This is a genomic window from Gelria sp. Kuro-4 (assembly GCF_019668485.1).
Classification (GTDB): Bacteria; Bacillota; DTU030; order DUMP01; family DUMP01; genus DUMP01.
In genome coordinates this window covers 1751522-1767961 of sequence record NZ_AP024619.1, presented here as the reverse complement: position 1 = coordinate 1767961, position 16440 = coordinate 1751522, and the positions used below count along the sequence as shown (strand labels likewise).

The window sequence follows — 16440 nt, the reverse complement described above, 5'->3', positions numbered from 1 at the left end:
CACCTCCAGCAGATTTATTTGCCCAGCTCAAACTCCTCGTGCAGGGCGCAAATGGCTTTCTCGGTATCCTCGCCGCGCACCAGGCAGGAGATGGTAGCGTGCGAATCGGCCGTTTGCAGGATCTCCACCCCTGCCCGGTAGAGGGCGGCGACTACGCGGGCCATCACTCCAGGAACGCCGCGCATCCCCGCCCCCACCACCGACACCTTCGCCAGGCCGCACGTCAGCTCAGGGGCGAACCCCTTGGCCTTCAGCACCTCGCCGGCCTTGGCCGCATCGGCCTCCGCTACCGTGAACACCTTCTGCTCCGGAAAAACATTAATGAGGTCGATGCTTATCCCGGCCGCCGCCAGCGCACTGAAAAGTTCCACCTCTTGGGCCTTGTCGCCCGGATCCAGGATAACCTTCAGCTGCGCCACGTGCGGCAGGTGGGCAATGCCGGTGATGAGCCTTTCCGGCCCCAGCGCCAGGCGTCCCGGGTAAGGCACGCCGCGCGTGACCAGCGTCCCGGGGGAATCCGTAAAGGTGGAGCGCACCCGCAGCGGGATGTTGTACTGCATGGCGATCTCCACCGCCCGCGGGTGAATCACCTTCGCCCCTTGGTAGGCCATCTGCGTCACCTCCTGGTACGTAACCACGTCCAGGGTGTGGGCCTCATCGACAATGCGTGGATCCGCCGTCATGACGCCATCGACGTCCGTAAAGATTTCCACCGCTTCGGCCCCTAAGGCGGCCCCCAGGGCAGCGGCCGTGGTATCGCTGCCCCCGCGTCCCAGGGTGGTGACCTCGCCGTCTGCCGTCTCTCCCTGGAAACCTGCCACCACCGGGATGTAACCCTGCTCGAGAACCCGCAGAATCGGCTCGGGGTGCACTTCAACAATACGCGCATCCCCAAACTGGTCGTCGGTGATGATGCCTGCCTGTCCCCCGGTAAGGGCCATGGCCGGCTGACCGCACCGGTTAAAAAGCGCAGCCATCACGGTGCAGGTAATAATCTCGCCGCAGGAAAGGAGCAGGTCCCGCTCGCGCTTGGGAGCATCGGGCCCGGCTTCTTTGAGGAGCCCCAGGAGGGTGTCGGTGGCATAAGGGTCGCCCTTGCGGCCGATGGCCGACACCACCACCACCGGGGCCAGCCCTTCCTTTTTGGCCTGGAGAACACGGTTCACCACCTGCTCGCGCGCCGCCGGCGACGCCACCGAGGTCCCACCGAACTTCTGCACCACAATCCTCATGGCCTACCCTCTTTTCACACCAAGCCGTCCTGGACCAGCCGCTCCGCAATCTGGACGGCGTTGAAGGCAGCGCCTTTACGGACATTGTCGGCCACGATCCACAGGTTGAGGCCGCGGGCGATGCTGAAGTCCTCGCGGATGCGGCCCACGTACACCTCGTTACGGCCCGCGGCCTGCACGGCCAGGGGGTACTTCAGGTGGGCCGGATCATCCACCACCACCACCCCCGGTGCCTGCGCCAGGATCTGCCTGGCTTCGTCAGGTGTGAGCTTCGTTTCTGTTTCCACGTTGACGGCTTCCGAATGCCCGTAGAAAACCGGCACCCGTACGGTGGTAGCCGTAACGGCGATGCTGTCGTCGCCCATGATCTTCTTGGTTTCGCGGGTCATCTTCCACTCTTCCAGGGTATAACCGGTTTCGTCAAAAACATCAATATGCGGCAGAACATTAAAGGCAATTTGGTAGGGGTAGACGCTGGGTTCTACGTCCTTCCCTTCCAGCACCGCGGCACTTTGCGCCTCAAGCTCGGCAATGGCCTCCAGGCCCGTGCCCGAGACCGCCTGGTAGGTGGAAACCACGACCCGCCGCACACGGGCCCGGTCGTGTAACGGCTTCAGCACCACCACCATCTGGATGGTGGAGCAGTTCGGGTTGGCGATCAGGCCTTGGTGGCCCCGCAGCGCCTCCGGATTAACCTCCGGCACCACCAGGGGTACCGCCTGGTCCATGCGGAAGGCATTGCTGTTGTCCACCACCACCGCGCCCCGTTTTACCGCTTCTGGTGCCAGTTCCAGGCTGACACCCTTGCCGGCGGAGAAAAGCGCCAGATCGATTCCCTGAAAAACCTCCGGGCGCGCCTCCTCCACCCTGACCGCCCGGCCCCGAAATAGCACCTCTTGCCCCTGGGAACGGGCCGAGGCCAACGGGACGATCTTCTTCACCGGGAAGTTGCGTTCCTCCAGCACCTTCAGCATGGTCTGCCCCACGGCTCCGGTGGCCCCAACCACAGCAACAGTATACTCTTTCATCTGCAGCTACCTCCAGCTTTAATTAATGCCCGATCGTTACGCCAAGCTAAAGCTCCAGCAGGTTTTCCAGGCCGTAGACAACTCCGTTCAGTCGGGGAACTCTCTTGACGGCCAGGATTACCCCAGGGATGAAGGACTCCCGGCTGATGGAGTCGTGCTTTAAGGTCAGACTCTGGCCCAGGCCGCCGAAGATGATGGTGTGATGGGCGACAAAGCCCGGCAGGCGCAGGCTATGGATTTTAATGCCCTTAAGCTCGCCCCCGCGCACGCCCGCCACCTTCTCCACCTTGGTCGGCGCGGGTGTGCAGCCGCCCGCTGCACGGGCAATGGCTTCCGCGTACTTGATGGCGGTGCCCGAAGGCGCATCGAGCTTTTGGTCGTGATGCGTCTCAATGATCTCCACCTGGGGGAAGAAGCGCGCCGCCTGCGCGGCGAATTTGAGCAGCAAAACAGCGCCCACGGCGAAATTGGGGGCGATAACCGCGCTGACCCCGTGCTCCCGGTAAAGGGCGGCAATGGCCGGGATGTCCGCTTCGGTTATCCCTGTGGTCCCAATAACGGCGTGGGCCCTCTGTTTAGCGATCGTCTCCAAGTTCTCCTTCACGACGGCAGGACGGGTAAAATCAACAACCACCTCGGCACCGGACCGCGCAATGGCCTCCCCTAAGTCGGGCTCCAGCGCCAGACCCAAGGGCTCGCGGCCGGCAAGCACACCGATGTCTTGGCCGATCCCGCTCTGACGGCCTACTGCCCCCACGAGCTCCAGCTCCGGGTCAGCCAGGATTCCCTTGACCACTTCGCGGCCCATGCGGCCGTTGGCCCCAGAAACGAGCACACGGATCCCCACGCCGTTTCACCTCCATATCGCATTAACCCTCCCGGGTATTATGTATATTCTCCTATAAATCCCGGAAGGTGTCAATATCCGTTTCTGCCCCCGCATCGAGGATAACCACCTCTTTTCCGATCTTCTTTATTGCCCGCCAGGGAACCAGGGAAACCCGCTTTTCGCTGAACAGCTGGAAGAACTTCCCCTTGCCGTTTACCTCGAGGCCGACGATCTCCCCTGTTTCACCGTTAAAGACCAGGTCGGCGTCACCAAAATAACCGATGCGCCGCCCGTCCTGCAGGTTAATCAGCTCTTTGTCCTCCAGATCGCGAAGCCGCATTGTAACACCCCCCATCGGTCTACAGGCTGCGCTGCAAGAGGCGGGTTAGATAGGGCTGCAGCAGTGCCAGGAAAAGCGACAGGGTAGCCAGCGGTTCCACCTGAAAGCCGAAAAAAGCCACCCGTTCCGGAAGATCAACCCGCAAAAAATTGCGCACCAGAACGAGCGCCAGGTAGATGCCGCCCGCCGTGGCCACCAATTCCACCAGCGCCTGGGACATGGCCGAAGCACGCGGTTCCACCGGCAGTTCCTCACCCCGGCTGAACGCGCGCCGGTGTCCCTTGGCCCGTTCGGTTACGGAAAGATAAGTCAAGGCCACCAGCCCGACGCCCAGGACAACCCCAAGCATAAAAGCACCCCCTCCTCGCTGCTAAATCCTATGCAGCGCAAAGGGGGTAAATGCTAACGCCCGGTATGGCCGAAGCCGCCCGCTCCGCGCTCGGTGGGCGGCAGTTCCTCCACCTCAGCGAAGCAAACCTGCACGGCCGGGCTCACCACCAGCTGGGCGATGCGCTCACCGCGCCGGACGACGAACGGCTCCGTCCCCAGATTGACCAGAATCACCTGCACCTCGCCGCGGTAGTCGCTGTCGATGGTGCCGGGGCTGTTGAGCACGGTAACGCCATGCCGCCAGGCCAGACCGCTGCGCGGGCGCACCTGGGCCTCCCAGCCCGGCGGCAGCGCCAAGGCCAGGCCGGTGGGGACCAAGGCGCGACCGCCCGGCGGGATGGTCAGCGGCGCAGCCAGGGCGGCATAAAGGTCCGCTCCCGCCGCCCCCGGGCTCATGTACTGCGGCAGCGGCAGGCCGGCACCGTGGGGCAGGCGCACCACCGGGACCCTCTCCATCAGTCCAACTCACCGCCGTCCACCGGCCCCAAGATAACCGTCGTCAGTTGCTCGGCGTTAAAGGCCCGGGCCGCCAGGCACTTGACGTCCTGCGCGGTGACGCTCCTCAGCTTCGTTTCTACTTCGTCCACCGGGATGTACCGGCCCAAGCTCAGCTCCTGCTTGCCCAGGCGGATCATACGGTTGGTGCTGTTCTCCAGGCTGAGAAGAAAGCTTCCCAGGACCTGCTGCCGGGCGCGCTGGACGTCTTCCTCCGGTACCCCCTCCTGCAGCAGCTTTTGCAGCTCCTCGCCGGCCATCGCCAGACCCGCGCGCAGGTTCGCGGCGCTCAGCCCCATGTAGACCGTAAACAGGCCTACCCCCTGGTAGGCGGTGTGGTAAGAATACACCGAGTAAGCCAGGCCCTTCTCCTCGCGGATGTGCTGGAACAAGCGGGAGGATAACCCGCCGCCGAGGATGCTGTTGGTAACCTCCACCACGTAGTTGCTTTCGTCTTCCGCCGCCACGCCCGGAGCACCCAGGCAGACATGGACCTGTTCCGTGTTGCGGGTGAACACCCGCCGTCCCGGCTGAAAAAGGGGTGTCCGTTGGGTAGAAGGCACGTTCGGGCGGCTGAAGCCGGCAAAGTGCCGGCGGCAGAGCTCCGCCACCTCGGCGTGCTTCAGGCGCCCGGCCGCCGTAATCACCAGGTCGGCTGGCGTGTAGTGCTCTTCATAAAAGGACCTGATCACCTCCGGTGTAAGACCGCTCAAGCTCTTCTTCGTTCCCAGGGTAGGGCGTCCCAGCGGGTGGCCCGGCCAGGTCACCTCCGTCAAGAGGTCGTGCACCAGTTCGTCGGGGGAGTCCTCATACATGCGGATCTCCTCTAGGACAACCTGCTTTTCCCGGACGATGTCCGCGGGCGCAAACAGCGGCTCCAGGAACATGTCGGCCAGAACATCCAGCGCCAGGGGCAGGTGTTCACCCAGCACCTTGGCATAGTAGCAGGTGTACTCCTTCGAGGTGAAGGCATTCAGCTGACCGCCGACGGAATCGATGGCTTCTGCAATTTCGCGCGCCGTGCGCCTGCCGGTTCCCTTGAAGAGCAGGTGTTCAATAAGATGGGAAACCCCGGCCTCGGCCTCGCTTTCGTACTTGGAACCCACATTAACCCAGAGCCCTACGCTCACCGAAGAAAGGCCGGGGATCTCTTCGGTGATAACGCGGATGCCCCCGGGCAAAGTGCTCTTATTATACAAAACTATTCCCCCTCTTGTGGCGGGCCGTTCACCTGCCCACCGCCGCCTCCCAGGAGCGCCGGCTCAAGGCAACCTCGCCAGAAACGCAAGCCATCAACTCACTGCCGGCCTGGGATGACACACGCAGTTATTATACCGAAAAAGGCAACTGGCTGTAAACCAGGTGCCTTAGGGCGGGGCAAATGAAAAAAGCATAAACCCAGGTGAGTTTATGCTTGGTTGCGGTCAGCGGGAACCTGCCTTGTCCTTTTTCCCTTCCGCCTTGAGGGCTTCCTTGCGCGAGAGGTTTATCCTGCCCTGGCGGTCAATCTCGGTCACCTTGACCACCACTTCGTCGCCAACGTGGACGACATCCTCCACCCGCGCCACCCGCTCCCGCGCCAGCTGGGAAATGTGCACCAGCCCTTCCTTGCCTGGAAGGATCTCGACAAAGGCCCCGAAGTTCATCAGGCGGGTAACGCGACCGACGTAGATCTCACCCACTACCACATCGCGCGTGAGGGCCTTGATCTTCTCCTGCGCCCGGTGAGCGGCGTTCTCATCCACCGCGGTAATAAAGACACGTCCGTCGTCCTCGATATCGATCTGTACGCCCGTCTCCTCGATGATCTTGCGGATGGTCTTGCCGCCCGGGCCGATAACGTCCCGGATCTTGTCGGGGTCGATCTCCATGGTGAGCATGCGGGGCGCGTAGGGCGAAAGCTCGGGACGCGGCCGGTCAATCACGCTGAGCATCTTGTCCAGGATGAACAGGCGTCCGCGCCGTGCCTGCTCCAGCGCCTGCCGCAGGATGTCGATGGTGATGCCGTGGACCTTGATGTCCATCTGCAGCGCGTTGATCCCGGCAGCCGTTCCCGCCACCTTGAAGTCCATATCGCCCATGGCGTCTTCCAGGCCCTGGATGTCGGTGAGCACGGCGAAATTGTCGCCCTCTTTGATGAGGCCCATGGCCACCCCGGCCACCGGTGCCTTAATCGGCACCCCGCCGTCCATCAAAGCCAGAGTGCTGCCGCACACGCTGGCCATCGAGGTAGAACCGTTGGACTCCAGCACCTCCGAAACCAGGCGGATGGTGTAGGGGAACTCGCTCTCGGCGGGTATCATGGGCTCCAGAGCACGCTCGGCCAAGGCGCCATGCCCTACTTCACGGCGCCCCGGAGCGCGCATGGGCCGTGTTTCACCCGTGCTAAAGGGCGGGAAGTTATAATGATGCATAAAGCGTTTGGATTCTTCCACCCCCAGGCCGTCGAGAATCTGCTCATCGCTGACGGCCCCCAGCGTCAAGCTGGTCAGCACTTGGGTCTGGCCGCGGGTAAAGAGCCCCGAACCGTGGACGCGCGGCAGCAGGCCCACCTCCACGCTGATGGGACGGATTTCCTCCAGGGAGCGACCATCGGGACGCACGTGCCGCTCAAGGATCATCCTGCGCACCAGTTCCTTCGTCAGCTGGTGCACCACCTCGCGGATGTCCTTTTCCTTCTCGGGGAACTCCTCCAGGAAGCTCAGCACCGCATCCTCTTCCACCTTATCCAGCGCTTCTTCCCGCTGCAGCTTTTCCGGGGTGGCCAGCGCTTCCAGGAGCTTCGGTTCCGCATACTCCCGGACCTTGGCTTCGACCTCCGGATCCACCCGGTAAAGAAGCGCCTGGCGTTTCTCCTTTCCCACCTTGGCAACAATCTCTTCCTGGAAGGCGACCAGTTCCTTGATGGCCTCGTGCCCGAAGGCGATGGCCCGGAGCATAGTCTCCTCCTCAACCTCGTCTGCGCCGGCCTCCACCATCATGACCGCGTCCTTCTTACCGGCCACCGTCAGATGCAGGCGGCTGGTTTCCTGCTCAGCAATGGTGGGATTCAGCACCAGCTCGTCCCCCACCAGGCCCACCACCACCCCGGCGATGGGACCGTCGAAGGGGATGTCGGAGATGGAAAGCGCCACCGAGGTGCCCAGCATGGCAGCAATTTGCGGCGAGTTATTCTGGTCTACCGAAAGAACCAGCGCGATGACCTGGACATCATTGCGGAATCCCTTGGGGAACAAGGGACGAATCGGCCGGTCGATGAGGCGGGCGGAAAGGATCGCTTTTTCGCTGGGCCGCCCCTCCCTCTTGATGAAACCACCCGGAATCTTGCCCACAGCGTAAAGCCGTTCCTCATAATCCACCGTCAAGGGGAAAAAGTCGATGCCTTCCCGGGGCGCATCCGAGCAGCAGGCCGTAACGAGCACCACGGTGTCGCCGTAACGCACCAGCGCTGCGCCATCGGCCTGCTTGGCCACGTGACCAATCTCCACGCTGAGCGGCCGGCCGGCCAGCGTGGTTTGGAAAACCTCCGGCAAATTAGTTAACCTCCTTCTCTTATGTCCTTCTCTCTTTTCGCCACTGGGGTTAGTATTTCCTTTTTTACCAAGTCCGAGACCCGCGCTATTGAAAAGAGCGGGTCGCCCCGCTCTTAGTGCCTTAAGCCCAGCTTATCCACCAGGTTACGGTACCTTTCAATGTCCCTTTCCTTGAGGTAGTTGAGCAAGCCACGCCGCCGGCCCACCATCTTGAGCAGTCCCCGCCGGGAGTGATGGTCCTTCTTGTGTTCCTTCAGGTGCTCCGTCAGGTAATTGATGCGCTCGGTCAGGATGGCGATTTGAACCTCCGGCGAGCCCGTGTCCTGCTCATGGAGCTTGAACTTCTCGATAATGTCCTGTTTCTTCTCGCTGGATAATGCCACAGCTTTCACCTCCTGCTCTTGCCAATCCCCCCAGTCCCAGATGACCGCCGGAGTTGCGGTGATCCGCGCCTGAGGTTCATTACTTACCGATCACGGTGATAACCAGACGACCCACCCGGGTATCTTTAGCCACGAGGTCGAAAGAGCGTCCCGATGCGGCCACAAAGCTCCGAAACCGCGTCGCCGAGGGAATGCGCCCTGGAATGCTGTACGCCGCGCTCACTATATCTTCCAGCGTGATCCCGCCCTGCCGGTCTTGCTGGAGCCGCTGCCGGGCATGCTCGGTTATCACAACCTTGAGCTGTGCCATGCCATAGCCAGGGCTTACGCCCTACGCTCCTTCGCCCTGCACCAAGAGGGCGTAAAGAGCGTCCTGAAAAGCAGCCAGGTAGGGGTTTTCCGCATTCGCTTGCCGGTAAATACCCTCCAGCTCCAGCCTGAGATCCTGGAATTCCTGGCTGGCGCAGATACGGGCGATGCGAGCCAGCATCGCCTTCAGCTCTTCCTCGGGCAGTTGATCCCAGCCGCCCTCCATGGGCTATCGCTCCTTCCGGTCGCCTCGGCTAGATTCTATCATAAACCCCCGTCGTTGTAAACAAAGGCGGGCGAACTTTTCCCCGCCGCCAGGCGGCTGAGAAGCTCCCGTGCGCACCGGGCATCGGCCTCGATCTGCGCTTTTAACTCTGCGGCCGAAGGAAAGGTCCGTTCCGGCCGGAGAAACGAAATGAACTCCACGCGCAGGCGTTTTCCATAGAGGTTCCCGTGGAAATCGAAAAAGTGCACCTCCAGCTGCAGCCGGCTGCCCCCGAAGGTTGGTACCTGCCCGATGTTGGCCACGCCGGGGAAAGAGCGGCGGCGGTACCAGGTGCGCACGGCATACACGCCCCGGCGCGGCAGCACCAGTTCCTTTTTCAGCTCCACGTTGGCCGTAGGAAAACCCAGCCCTCTTCCCCGCCGGGCCCCAGTCACCACACGGCCGCTGATGGCGGGCGGCCGTCCCAGGAAGGAAGTCGCCTTCTCCATGTCTCCCCGGGCGATGAGAAGCCGCAGGGCGCTGCTGGAAACAGCCTCGCCGGCAACGAGGACCGGCGGCACCACAGTCACCGCAAACCCGAGCTGGCGGCCCCAGGCCGTCAAAGCCGCCGGCGTACCTTCTCCCCCCCGCCCGAAGCTGTAGTTGTAGCCCACGGTAACATGCCGCGCCGCCAGGCGCCCCGCCAGCACCTCACGCGCAAACAGCGCCGCCTCAAGAGCCGCCAGCGCCGGCGTAAAAGGCAGGACCAAAAGCGTATCCACCCCCAGCTGCCGGATGAGGCGCGCCTTTTCCGCAAAGGGGGTAAGAAGAGGCGGTGCAGCCTCCGGTTCAAGCACCGCCAGCGGGTGGGGTTCAAACGTCAGGACCACGCTCTTTAAACCCCGCTCCTTAGCGGCCTGCACCGAAGTTGCAATGATCTGCTGGTGGCCCCGGTGCACGCCGTCGAAAAAGCCCAGGGCCACACTCCCCGCCGGCTCCCTGCTCACCCAGTTTTCCAGTCCCCGTATGATGTCCAAGTTTCCTCAACACTCCTTAGGGAAAACCACATCCGGTTGGAGCCAAAGGGCCTCTTCCCTGTGCTCCAGGCGCCCCACGCCCAGAAAGCTTCGACCCGGCCCGTACACAACCAAGGCCTGCCCCAGAGCCGGGCCACCGGAGCTTGGGTGGAAGACGGCATTGCCGTGCCGGAAGCGCTCGCTTTCTTCCTCCGGCAGCGTCACCGCTGCCAGGTGCCCCAGCCCGCTTTCCGGGGGGCAGAGCCATGTGCGCTCTACTCCCCTGCCGACGGCCGCTTCGAGTTCGGCCAAGGTAAGGCTGGAGTCCAAAGCGAAAGACCCGCTCCTGGTACGCAACAGGAAGGAAAGATGGGCTTCCGTTCCCAGCGCCCGGCCGATGTCCGCGGCCAAGGCCCGCACATACGTGCCGGCCGAACAGGTGCATTCAATGAGCGCCCGCGGGTGCAGCGGGTCGGGGTAGAAAGAAATGAGCTCAAGGCGCGTAATATGTACCCGCCGGGGCTGACGCTCCACCTCCACACCGGAGCGGGCGAGCTCGTACAGCCGCCGCCCCTGGTGGTGCACGGCCGAAACCATGGGCGGCACCTGGTCGATGGTACCGCGAAAGCGTGGTAGTACCTCCCGGAGCTGGGCCGCAGCGACCGAACAGGGAACCGCACGCGTTATTTCGCCCTCGGCATCCAGGGTCGTGGTGCCGATGCCAAAGGTTATCTCGCCCCGATAAGTCTTGCTGCCCTCCAGGTGAGCGATGAGCCGGGTGGCCCGGCCCACAGCCACCACCAGGACGCCGCTGGCCGCAGGATCCAGGGTGCCTGCATGTCCTACCCGGCGCTCACCGAGGAGCCGCCGTACCCTCGCCACCACCGCATGGGACGTCAGGCCGGGCGGTTTGAGGATGTTGATGAACCCGCTAAGCATTCCCGGCCTCCTCCTCCAAGGCCTGCCGGGCGGCCGCCAGGACTACCCGCTCGGCGTGCGCCAGCGGCCCGGCCACGCTGCAGCCTGCCGCGCGGGCATGTCCCCCGCCGCCGAAGCGCAGGGCCAGCCGGCTCACGTCAACCCGCCGCGAGCGGAGGCCTACGCGCACGGTACCGTCTTCTGCTTCTTTAAAAAGCAGCGCCACCTCCACCCCGGCGATCATCCGCGGATAATCGATCAGGCCACCGGTATCGTTGGTGCCGCAGGCGGCAAAAACAGACCGGGGTAAACTCATCCAGGCGATGCGACCGCTCTCGTCCATTTCAAGCCGGGCCAAAGCCTCGCGCAAAAGCAGGACCTGCGCCAGCGGCTTGGTGTTATAGACGTTCTCTGCGATCTCCCAGGGCTTGGCCCCCGCCGCCAGCAGGCGTTCCGCCGCCCGGTGGGCGCGCGCGCTGGTGTTCTCGTAGCGAAAGCCGCCGGTATCGGTATGAAGGCCGGTATAAAGGCAGTTCGCCACCTGGGGTGTAAGCGGCAGGGCCATTTCTTCGATCAAGGCGAGAACCAACTCCGCTGTCGCCGCCGCGCCCGGATCGACCAGGTTATAGCGGCCAAAGCCCTGGTTGGTGGGATGGTGGTCGATGTTGACGAGTTTCCCTTGGTGAGCCGCCCACTCCTTGAGCGGCCCCAGGCGCTCCAGGTCGCCGCAATCCAGTACCAGGACGACCGGGTCGCCGCCCGCCGCTGCCGCCTTTTCCACCCTGTCCGCTCCCGGAAGGAAGGCGTAGTTGTGCGGTACGCCGTCCGGGCTTATCATCGTCACCCGGTGCCCGCCGGCCAGAAGCGCCAATCCAAGCCCCAGCAAGGACCCGACGGCGTCACCGTCAGGGTCGATATGGCAAAGAAGCACTACCTCACTGCTCTCGGCGATCAGCCTTTTGACCGCCGCCGTCTTCGGCTGCTGCACCCTGTCCGGCCCCTTCCTCCTTTTGGATACGGGTAATCAGGTTTGTAAGCTCTACCCCGCGGGCGATGGATTCATCCAGGCAAAAAACTATCTCCGGCGTATAGCGCAGGCGGATCCGCCGCCCCAGCTCCGAGCGGATAAATCCGGTTGCCCGCTCGAGGCCGGCCAGGGTTGCCTTTTTCTCCTCGGCGCTGCCGAGAACGCTCACGTACACGGTCACGTGTCTTAGATCGCCCGAAACGTCAACATCCGTGACCGACACAAAGCCGATGCGCGGATCCTTCACCTCGCGCTGAATGAGCGCGCTGATCTCTTGGCGGAATGCCTCCTCAAGCTTCGCCTCCCGCAGCTTTCCCAAACCCCTCACCTCCGCGCCTCATGGAAGCTTCACGCCACCGGGACTTCCTCAATTGCAAACGCCTCCAGGGTGTCGCCCTCCTTGAAGTCCTGAAAGTTGACCAGGGTGATCCCGCACTCGTAACCGGCAGCCACTTCACGCACGTCGTCCTTGAAACGCCGCAGCGACGCCACCTTGCCTTCGTAGACCACAACCCCGTCCCGCACCAGGCGTACCTGGGCATCTTTGCTGAATCTGCCGTCGCGCACGTAGCAACCGGCCACCGTGCCCACCTTGGGTACGTGGAACACCGCCCGCACCTCGGCGCTGCCCAAAGCCACCTCCCTGAGTTTCGGCGCCAACAGGCCCTGCATCGCCGCCTTAATATCATCGATAGCGTCATAGATTATGCGGTAGAGGCGAATATCGACCTTCTGCTCCTCGGCCGACTGGGCGGCCTTGCCCTCCGGGCGCACATTAAAACCGATGATAATGGCACTGGAGGCAGCTGCCAGCATGACATCCGTTTCCGTGATGGCGCCAACGCCGCCGTGGATAACATTCACCTTGACCTCAGGGTTGGAGAGTTTTTCCAGGGCCTGGCGCACCGCTTCCACCGAACCCTGGACATCGGCCTTGATGACCAGGTTAAGCTCCTTAACCTCGCCCTCTTGAATGCGCTGGTACAGTTCGTCCAGCGTGAGGTGGGGATGCGCCGTGAGCTCCTTCTCCCGCAGGCGGTCTCGCTCCCGGTCGGCCAGGGCGCGGGCGGTCTTTTCGTCGCTTACCACCTTAAGAAGGTCACCAGCTTGTGGCACCTCGGCAAACCCCAGCACGGCCACCGGCTCAGACGGCCGCGCAGCCTTGACCCGCTGGCCCTTATCGTTCATCATGGCGCGCACCCGCCCGGCGGCCGTCCCGGCCACCACGGCATCGCCGACGCGCAGCGTGCCCCTTTGTACCAGGACCGTCGCCACCGGCCCGCGGCCCCGGTCCAACTCCGCTTCAATAATGATACCCGTCGCCGGGCGGTTGGGGTTGGCCTTGAGCTCCTGCATGTCGGCCACCAGGAGGATCATTTCCAGGAGATCCTCAATCCCCTGCTTTTTAACCGCCGATACCGGGAGGCAAATGGTATCGCCCCCCCATTCCTCTGCGACCAACCCGTATTCGGTCAGCTGCTGCTTGACCAGGTCCGGCCGCGCCCCTGGTTTATCCATCTTGTTGATGGCCACGATTATGGGCACCCCGGCTGCCTTGGCGTGGTTGATCGCCTCCACCGTCTGCGGCATCACCCCATCGTCGGCCGCCACCACCAGCACAGCGATGTCCGTCGCCTGCGCCCCCCGGGCCCGCATGGCGGTAAAGGCTTCGTGCCCCGGTGTGTCCAGGAAGACAATCCGGCGCCCTTTGTGCTCCACCACCGAAGCACCGATGTGCTGGGTGATGCCGCCCGCCTCCTGCTCGGTGACGCGGGTATGCCGGATGGCGTCGAGGAGCGAGGTCTTGCCGTGGTCCACATGCCCCATAACCGTGACCACCGGGGGGCGCTCGCGGAGATCCTCCGGCCGGTCCTCCTCTTGCGCCGGCGCCGCTTCCGGCTCCAGCTGCGCCCGGGTAACGGTGACGCCCAATTTCTGCGCCACCTGGGCGGCAGTGCTGAACTCGATGCTCTGGTTAAGGCCGGCCATGATGCCGTCGGCAAAAAGCAGCTTCACTATCTGGCTACCCGGCTTCCCCAGCCGTGTTGCCAGTTCCTGCACCGTAAGCTGCGGCGGGAGTTCCACTTCCTTCGGCGCCTTTTCTTCTTCAGGTCGGCGCTCCTCCCGCTTCCTTTGGCGGGCACGCTTGGGCCGCCCATCCTTCCCTTTGGGACGGCCCTTCTTCTCCAGTGCCTTGCGGGGGATCTCTTCCTCCTCCACTTCCACTTCCAACTCGGCAGGGACGTCCGGCGCTGCAGGAGCGTCGTCCCCCCCCAGGGCATCCCGTACCCGTTCCACCGCCTCGTCCTCCAAAGCGCTCATATGGTTTCTCACCTGAATGCCCATCTCCGCCAGGAGTTCCATCAGGTCTTTGCTGCTCACTTTCAGCTCTTTAGCCAGCTCGTATACGCGTACCTTACCCATGTGCTCTCACCCCCGTGTTTTGCTAGCTCCGGCACCGGGAGCAGTTTGGCGAACCGCTCGGGCCAGTGAAGGGTCGGTGATTACGGTGACAGCCACCTCGTCACATCCCAGCCGGTGGCCAAGCTGCTTTTTCCCTGCCGGGCACAAGACCGGAACCCCTGCCCTGGCTGCCAGTTCTTGAAAGGTTCGCTGCGTGCGGTCGCTGCCATCGCAGGCCAGGACAACCAGCCTTGCCTCGCCCCGGGCGAGCGCCTGGCGACAGGCCGCGGCGCCCACCTTAAGCCTGCCGGCCTTACGCGCCAGGCCCATTAAGCCGAGAAACCGCTCTAGATCTCGATCAGCCGGTCCTCGAGTTCCCGGATGATTTCCGGCGGCAGATCCACCTCCAAGGCCTTCTGCAGCCTTTTTCCCTGCACCGCCTTCTCCAGGCACTCCCGCACGGGGCAGATGTAAACGCCCCGGCCGGGTTTCTTGCCGGTTCGATCTACCTCCACCTTGTTCTCGGGGGTGCGCACTACCCGGAGCAACTCCTTTTTCGGTCGCATCTGCTGACAACCGACACAAAGGCGCATCGGTACCCGGCGCTCCTTCATGGTGAATCACTTCCCTTCACCTCGTCTGTCTCCTGGGGTTCGCTCTTAATGTCGATCTTCCACCCGGTGAGCTTGGCAGCGAGCCGGGCGTTCTGCCCTTCTTTACCGATGGCCAAGGAAAGCTGGTTTTCCGGCACGAGAACCCGGGCCACCCGTCCTTCTTCTTCCAGAGCAACGCCCACGACGCGGGCCGGGCTCAAGGCGCTGGCGATAAACTCCTCCGGTATGCCGCTCCATTTAATGATATCGATTTTCTCCCCCCGGAGCTCATTTACCACCGCCTGCACGCGCATACCCCGCGGGCCGACGCACGCCCCCACCGGGTCCACGTTGGGATCGCGCGCCCACACGGCCATTTTGGAACGCATGCCTGCTTCGCGCGCGATGGCCTTGATCTCCACTGTGCCATCGTGTATTTCCGGAACCTCCAGCTCAAAGAGGCGCTTCAAAAAGCCGGGATGAGTGCGGGAAACAAGGATCTGGGGACCCTTGGTGGTGCGGTTTACCTCCAGGACATAGGCCTTCAGCCTCTCCCCAGGGCGATAAACATCGCTCGGCATCTGTTCGCTCGCCGCCAGAATCGCCTCGGCCCGGCCCAGGTCCAGAAGCACGTTTTTCTGTTCAAACTTCTGAATGATTCCGGTGACGATATCGCCCTCGCGATCGGCGAATTCCTCAAAGATAATCCCGCGTTCCGCCTCCCGGATCCTCTGCACCACCACCTGTTTGGCGTTCTGCGCCGCTATCCGTCCGAACTCCCGCGGTGTAACCTCAAACTCCACTATGTCTTCAATTTCATAGCGCGGATCGATCTCCTTGGCCTCCGCCAACGAGACCTCCAGGCGGGGGTCTTCCACTTTATCCACCACAACCTTGCGGGCAAACACCTTGACCTCGCCCGTGCTGCGGTCAATCTGCACGCGCACGTTTTGGGCCGAGGAGAAGTTCTTCTTGTAAGCGGAAACCAGCGCCGCCTCCAAGGCCTCCAGCAGGACTTCTTTTTTAATACCCCGTTCCTTTTCCAGTTGGGCGAGCGCCTCCAAGAACTCCTGATTCACTTTTTTCCCTCCCAGCCGATCTCCGGCACGAGTTTCGCTTGGGTTATCTCTTCTCGCGGAATGAGAACCTCACCTTCGGCCCCCAGGTCCAATTTCACCCGGCCATCGCTCAGGCCGCCCAGCACGCCGGTAAAACGGCGCCGCCCCGCAACGGCGGTCCGGGTGCGCACGGTGGCGCGTCGGCCGCGAAAACGCTCGAAATCGCGCTCGCGCTTGAGCGGCCGGTCCAGTCCCGGCGAAGACACCTCCAGGTAGTAAGACCGGGGGATGGGGTCCTTTTCGTCCAGGGCGGGACTCAAAACCTCACTCAATCGCTCGCAGTCGTCCACACCCACACCGCCGGGCTTGTCGATAAAAACCCTTAAGTACCAGCGACCGCTTTCATGGGTAAAGGTTACGTCCACAACCTCCAGCCCCTCCCGGGCCGCCAGCGGCTCCACCAAAGCCGTTACAGTTTCCACTATGGCCGCGCTCATCCTTTCCCCTCCTTTACTCCGAGGGACAGCCCCACCTATTCTTTCCTCCCCCGGCAGGAATTAGCCTCCCCTGCCGGCCCAGTAACAGTAAAGAGTGGGCAACCACCCACTCCTCTGGCTCACAACGGCACGTAAGCGCACTACCAACTGCTAACAGTATAGCATGGCGGGCACGGGTTGGCAA

Annotated in this window: 19 protein-coding genes and 1 pseudogene; all 20 read right to left on the bottom strand. The window is 63.0% G+C overall.

Features of this window, described 5'->3' with window-relative positions; all coding sequences use genetic code 11:
* Nucleotides 1-14 precede the first annotated feature (14 nt).
* The 20 genes and pseudogenes from dapG to rimP all read right to left on the bottom strand — a co-directional run bounded on the left by dapG (nucleotide 15) and on the right by rimP (nucleotide 16256).
* Complete coding sequence (gene dapG, locus K5554_RS08870) at nucleotides 15-1232, bottom strand: aspartate kinase (RefSeq protein ID WP_221038150.1); 1218 nt, start codon at nucleotides 1230-1232, stop codon at nucleotides 15-17.
* A 14-nt stretch (nucleotides 1233-1246) separates the two neighbouring features.
* The gene (locus tag K5554_RS08865) at nucleotides 1247-2260 is read right to left on the bottom strand and encodes an aspartate-semialdehyde dehydrogenase (protein WP_221038149.1); all 1014 of its coding nucleotides are present in this window, start codon (nucleotides 2258-2260) and stop codon (nucleotides 1247-1249) included.
* A 46-nt stretch (nucleotides 2261-2306) separates the two neighbouring features.
* The gene (gene dapB, locus K5554_RS08860; RefSeq protein WP_255565338.1) at nucleotides 2307-3107 is read right to left on the bottom strand and encodes a 4-hydroxy-tetrahydrodipicolinate reductase; all 801 of its coding nucleotides are present in this window, start codon (nucleotides 3105-3107) and stop codon (nucleotides 2307-2309) included.
* 52 nt (nucleotides 3108-3159) lie between these two features.
* Nucleotides 3160-3429 (bottom strand): YlmC/YmxH family sporulation protein, encoded by a 270-nt coding sequence (locus K5554_RS08855; protein WP_221038148.1) that lies wholly within the window; start codon nucleotides 3427-3429, stop codon nucleotides 3160-3162.
* Between the two features lie 19 nt (nucleotides 3430-3448).
* Nucleotides 3449-3778 (bottom strand): hypothetical protein, encoded by a 330-nt coding sequence (locus K5554_RS08850; protein ID WP_221038147.1) that lies wholly within the window; start codon nucleotides 3776-3778, stop codon nucleotides 3449-3451.
* Nucleotides 3779-3831: 53 nt separating this feature from the next.
* A complete protein-coding gene (gene dut / locus K5554_RS08845; RefSeq protein WP_221038146.1) occupies nucleotides 3832-4275 on the bottom strand; it encodes a dUTP diphosphatase in 444 nt (147 codons plus the stop codon).
* Nucleotides 4275-5513 carry a pitrilysin family protein gene (locus tag K5554_RS08840; protein WP_221038145.1) on the bottom strand — a complete coding sequence of 413 codons (1239 nt, stop codon included), beginning with the start codon at nucleotides 5511-5513 and terminating at the stop codon, nucleotides 4275-4277. Before K5554_RS08840 ends, dut begins: the two co-directional genes overlap by 1 nt.
* Before the next feature lie 225 nt (nucleotides 5514-5738).
* Entirely contained in the window at nucleotides 5739-7847 is a 2109-nt protein-coding gene (locus tag K5554_RS08835) for a polyribonucleotide nucleotidyltransferase (protein ID WP_221038144.1), read from the bottom strand.
* Nucleotides 7848-7960: 113 nt separating this feature from the next.
* Entirely contained in the window at nucleotides 7961-8230 is a 270-nt protein-coding gene (gene rpsO / locus K5554_RS08830; protein ID WP_221038143.1) for a 30S ribosomal protein S15, read from the bottom strand.
* A gap of 79 nt (nucleotides 8231-8309) precedes the next feature.
* Nucleotides 8310-8540, bottom strand: coding sequence for a hypothetical protein (locus K5554_RS08825; protein WP_221038142.1), 231 nt, complete (start codon nucleotides 8538-8540; stop codon nucleotides 8310-8312).
* A 21-nt stretch (nucleotides 8541-8561) separates the two neighbouring features.
* The gene (locus tag K5554_RS08820) at nucleotides 8562-8765 is read right to left on the bottom strand and encodes a hypothetical protein (RefSeq protein ID WP_221038141.1); all 204 of its coding nucleotides are present in this window, start codon (nucleotides 8763-8765) and stop codon (nucleotides 8562-8564) included.
* Nucleotides 8766-8803: 38 nt separating this feature from the next.
* Nucleotides 8804-9781: a bifunctional riboflavin kinase/FAD synthetase gene (locus K5554_RS08815; protein WP_221038140.1), complete on the bottom strand. Its 978-nt coding sequence runs from the start codon at nucleotides 9779-9781 to the stop codon at nucleotides 8804-8806.
* 6 nt (nucleotides 9782-9787) lie between these two features.
* Nucleotides 9788-10699, bottom strand: a complete 912-nt coding sequence (truB, locus tag K5554_RS08810) for a tRNA pseudouridine(55) synthase TruB (RefSeq protein WP_221038139.1) — start codon at nucleotides 10697-10699, stop codon at nucleotides 9788-9790.
* Entirely contained in the window at nucleotides 10692-11666 is a 975-nt protein-coding gene (locus K5554_RS08805; RefSeq protein WP_221038138.1) for a bifunctional oligoribonuclease/PAP phosphatase NrnA, read from the bottom strand. Before K5554_RS08805 ends, truB begins: the two co-directional genes overlap by 8 nt.
* Nucleotides 11614-12024, bottom strand: a complete 411-nt coding sequence (gene rbfA, locus K5554_RS08800) for a 30S ribosome-binding factor RbfA (protein ID WP_255565337.1) — start codon at nucleotides 12022-12024, stop codon at nucleotides 11614-11616. Before rbfA ends, K5554_RS08805 begins: the two co-directional genes overlap by 53 nt.
* Before the next feature lie 29 nt (nucleotides 12025-12053).
* Nucleotides 12054-14129 (bottom strand): translation initiation factor IF-2, encoded by a 2076-nt coding sequence (infB, locus tag K5554_RS08795; protein ID WP_221038137.1) that lies wholly within the window; start codon nucleotides 14127-14129, stop codon nucleotides 12054-12056.
* Nucleotides 14130-14135: 6 nt separating this feature from the next.
* Nucleotides 14136-14438 (bottom strand): ribosomal L7Ae/L30e/S12e/Gadd45 family protein, encoded by a 303-nt coding sequence (locus K5554_RS08790; protein WP_221038136.1) that lies wholly within the window; start codon nucleotides 14436-14438, stop codon nucleotides 14136-14138.
* 17 nt (nucleotides 14439-14455) lie between these two features.
* A complete protein-coding gene (gene rnpM / locus K5554_RS08785) occupies nucleotides 14456-14722 on the bottom strand; it encodes an RNase P modulator RnpM (protein WP_221038135.1) in 267 nt (88 codons plus the stop codon).
* A 32-nt stretch (nucleotides 14723-14754) separates the two neighbouring features.
* Nucleotides 14755-15780: pseudogene (nusA, locus tag K5554_RS08780) on the bottom strand (transcription termination factor NusA); the annotation flags it as partial.
* Entirely contained in the window at nucleotides 15777-16256 is a 480-nt protein-coding gene (gene rimP / locus K5554_RS08775; protein WP_221038133.1) for a ribosome maturation factor RimP, read from the bottom strand. The pseudogene nusA and the gene rimP, both read right to left, overlap by 4 nt.
* Between the last annotated feature and the right edge of the window lie 184 nt (nucleotides 16257-16440).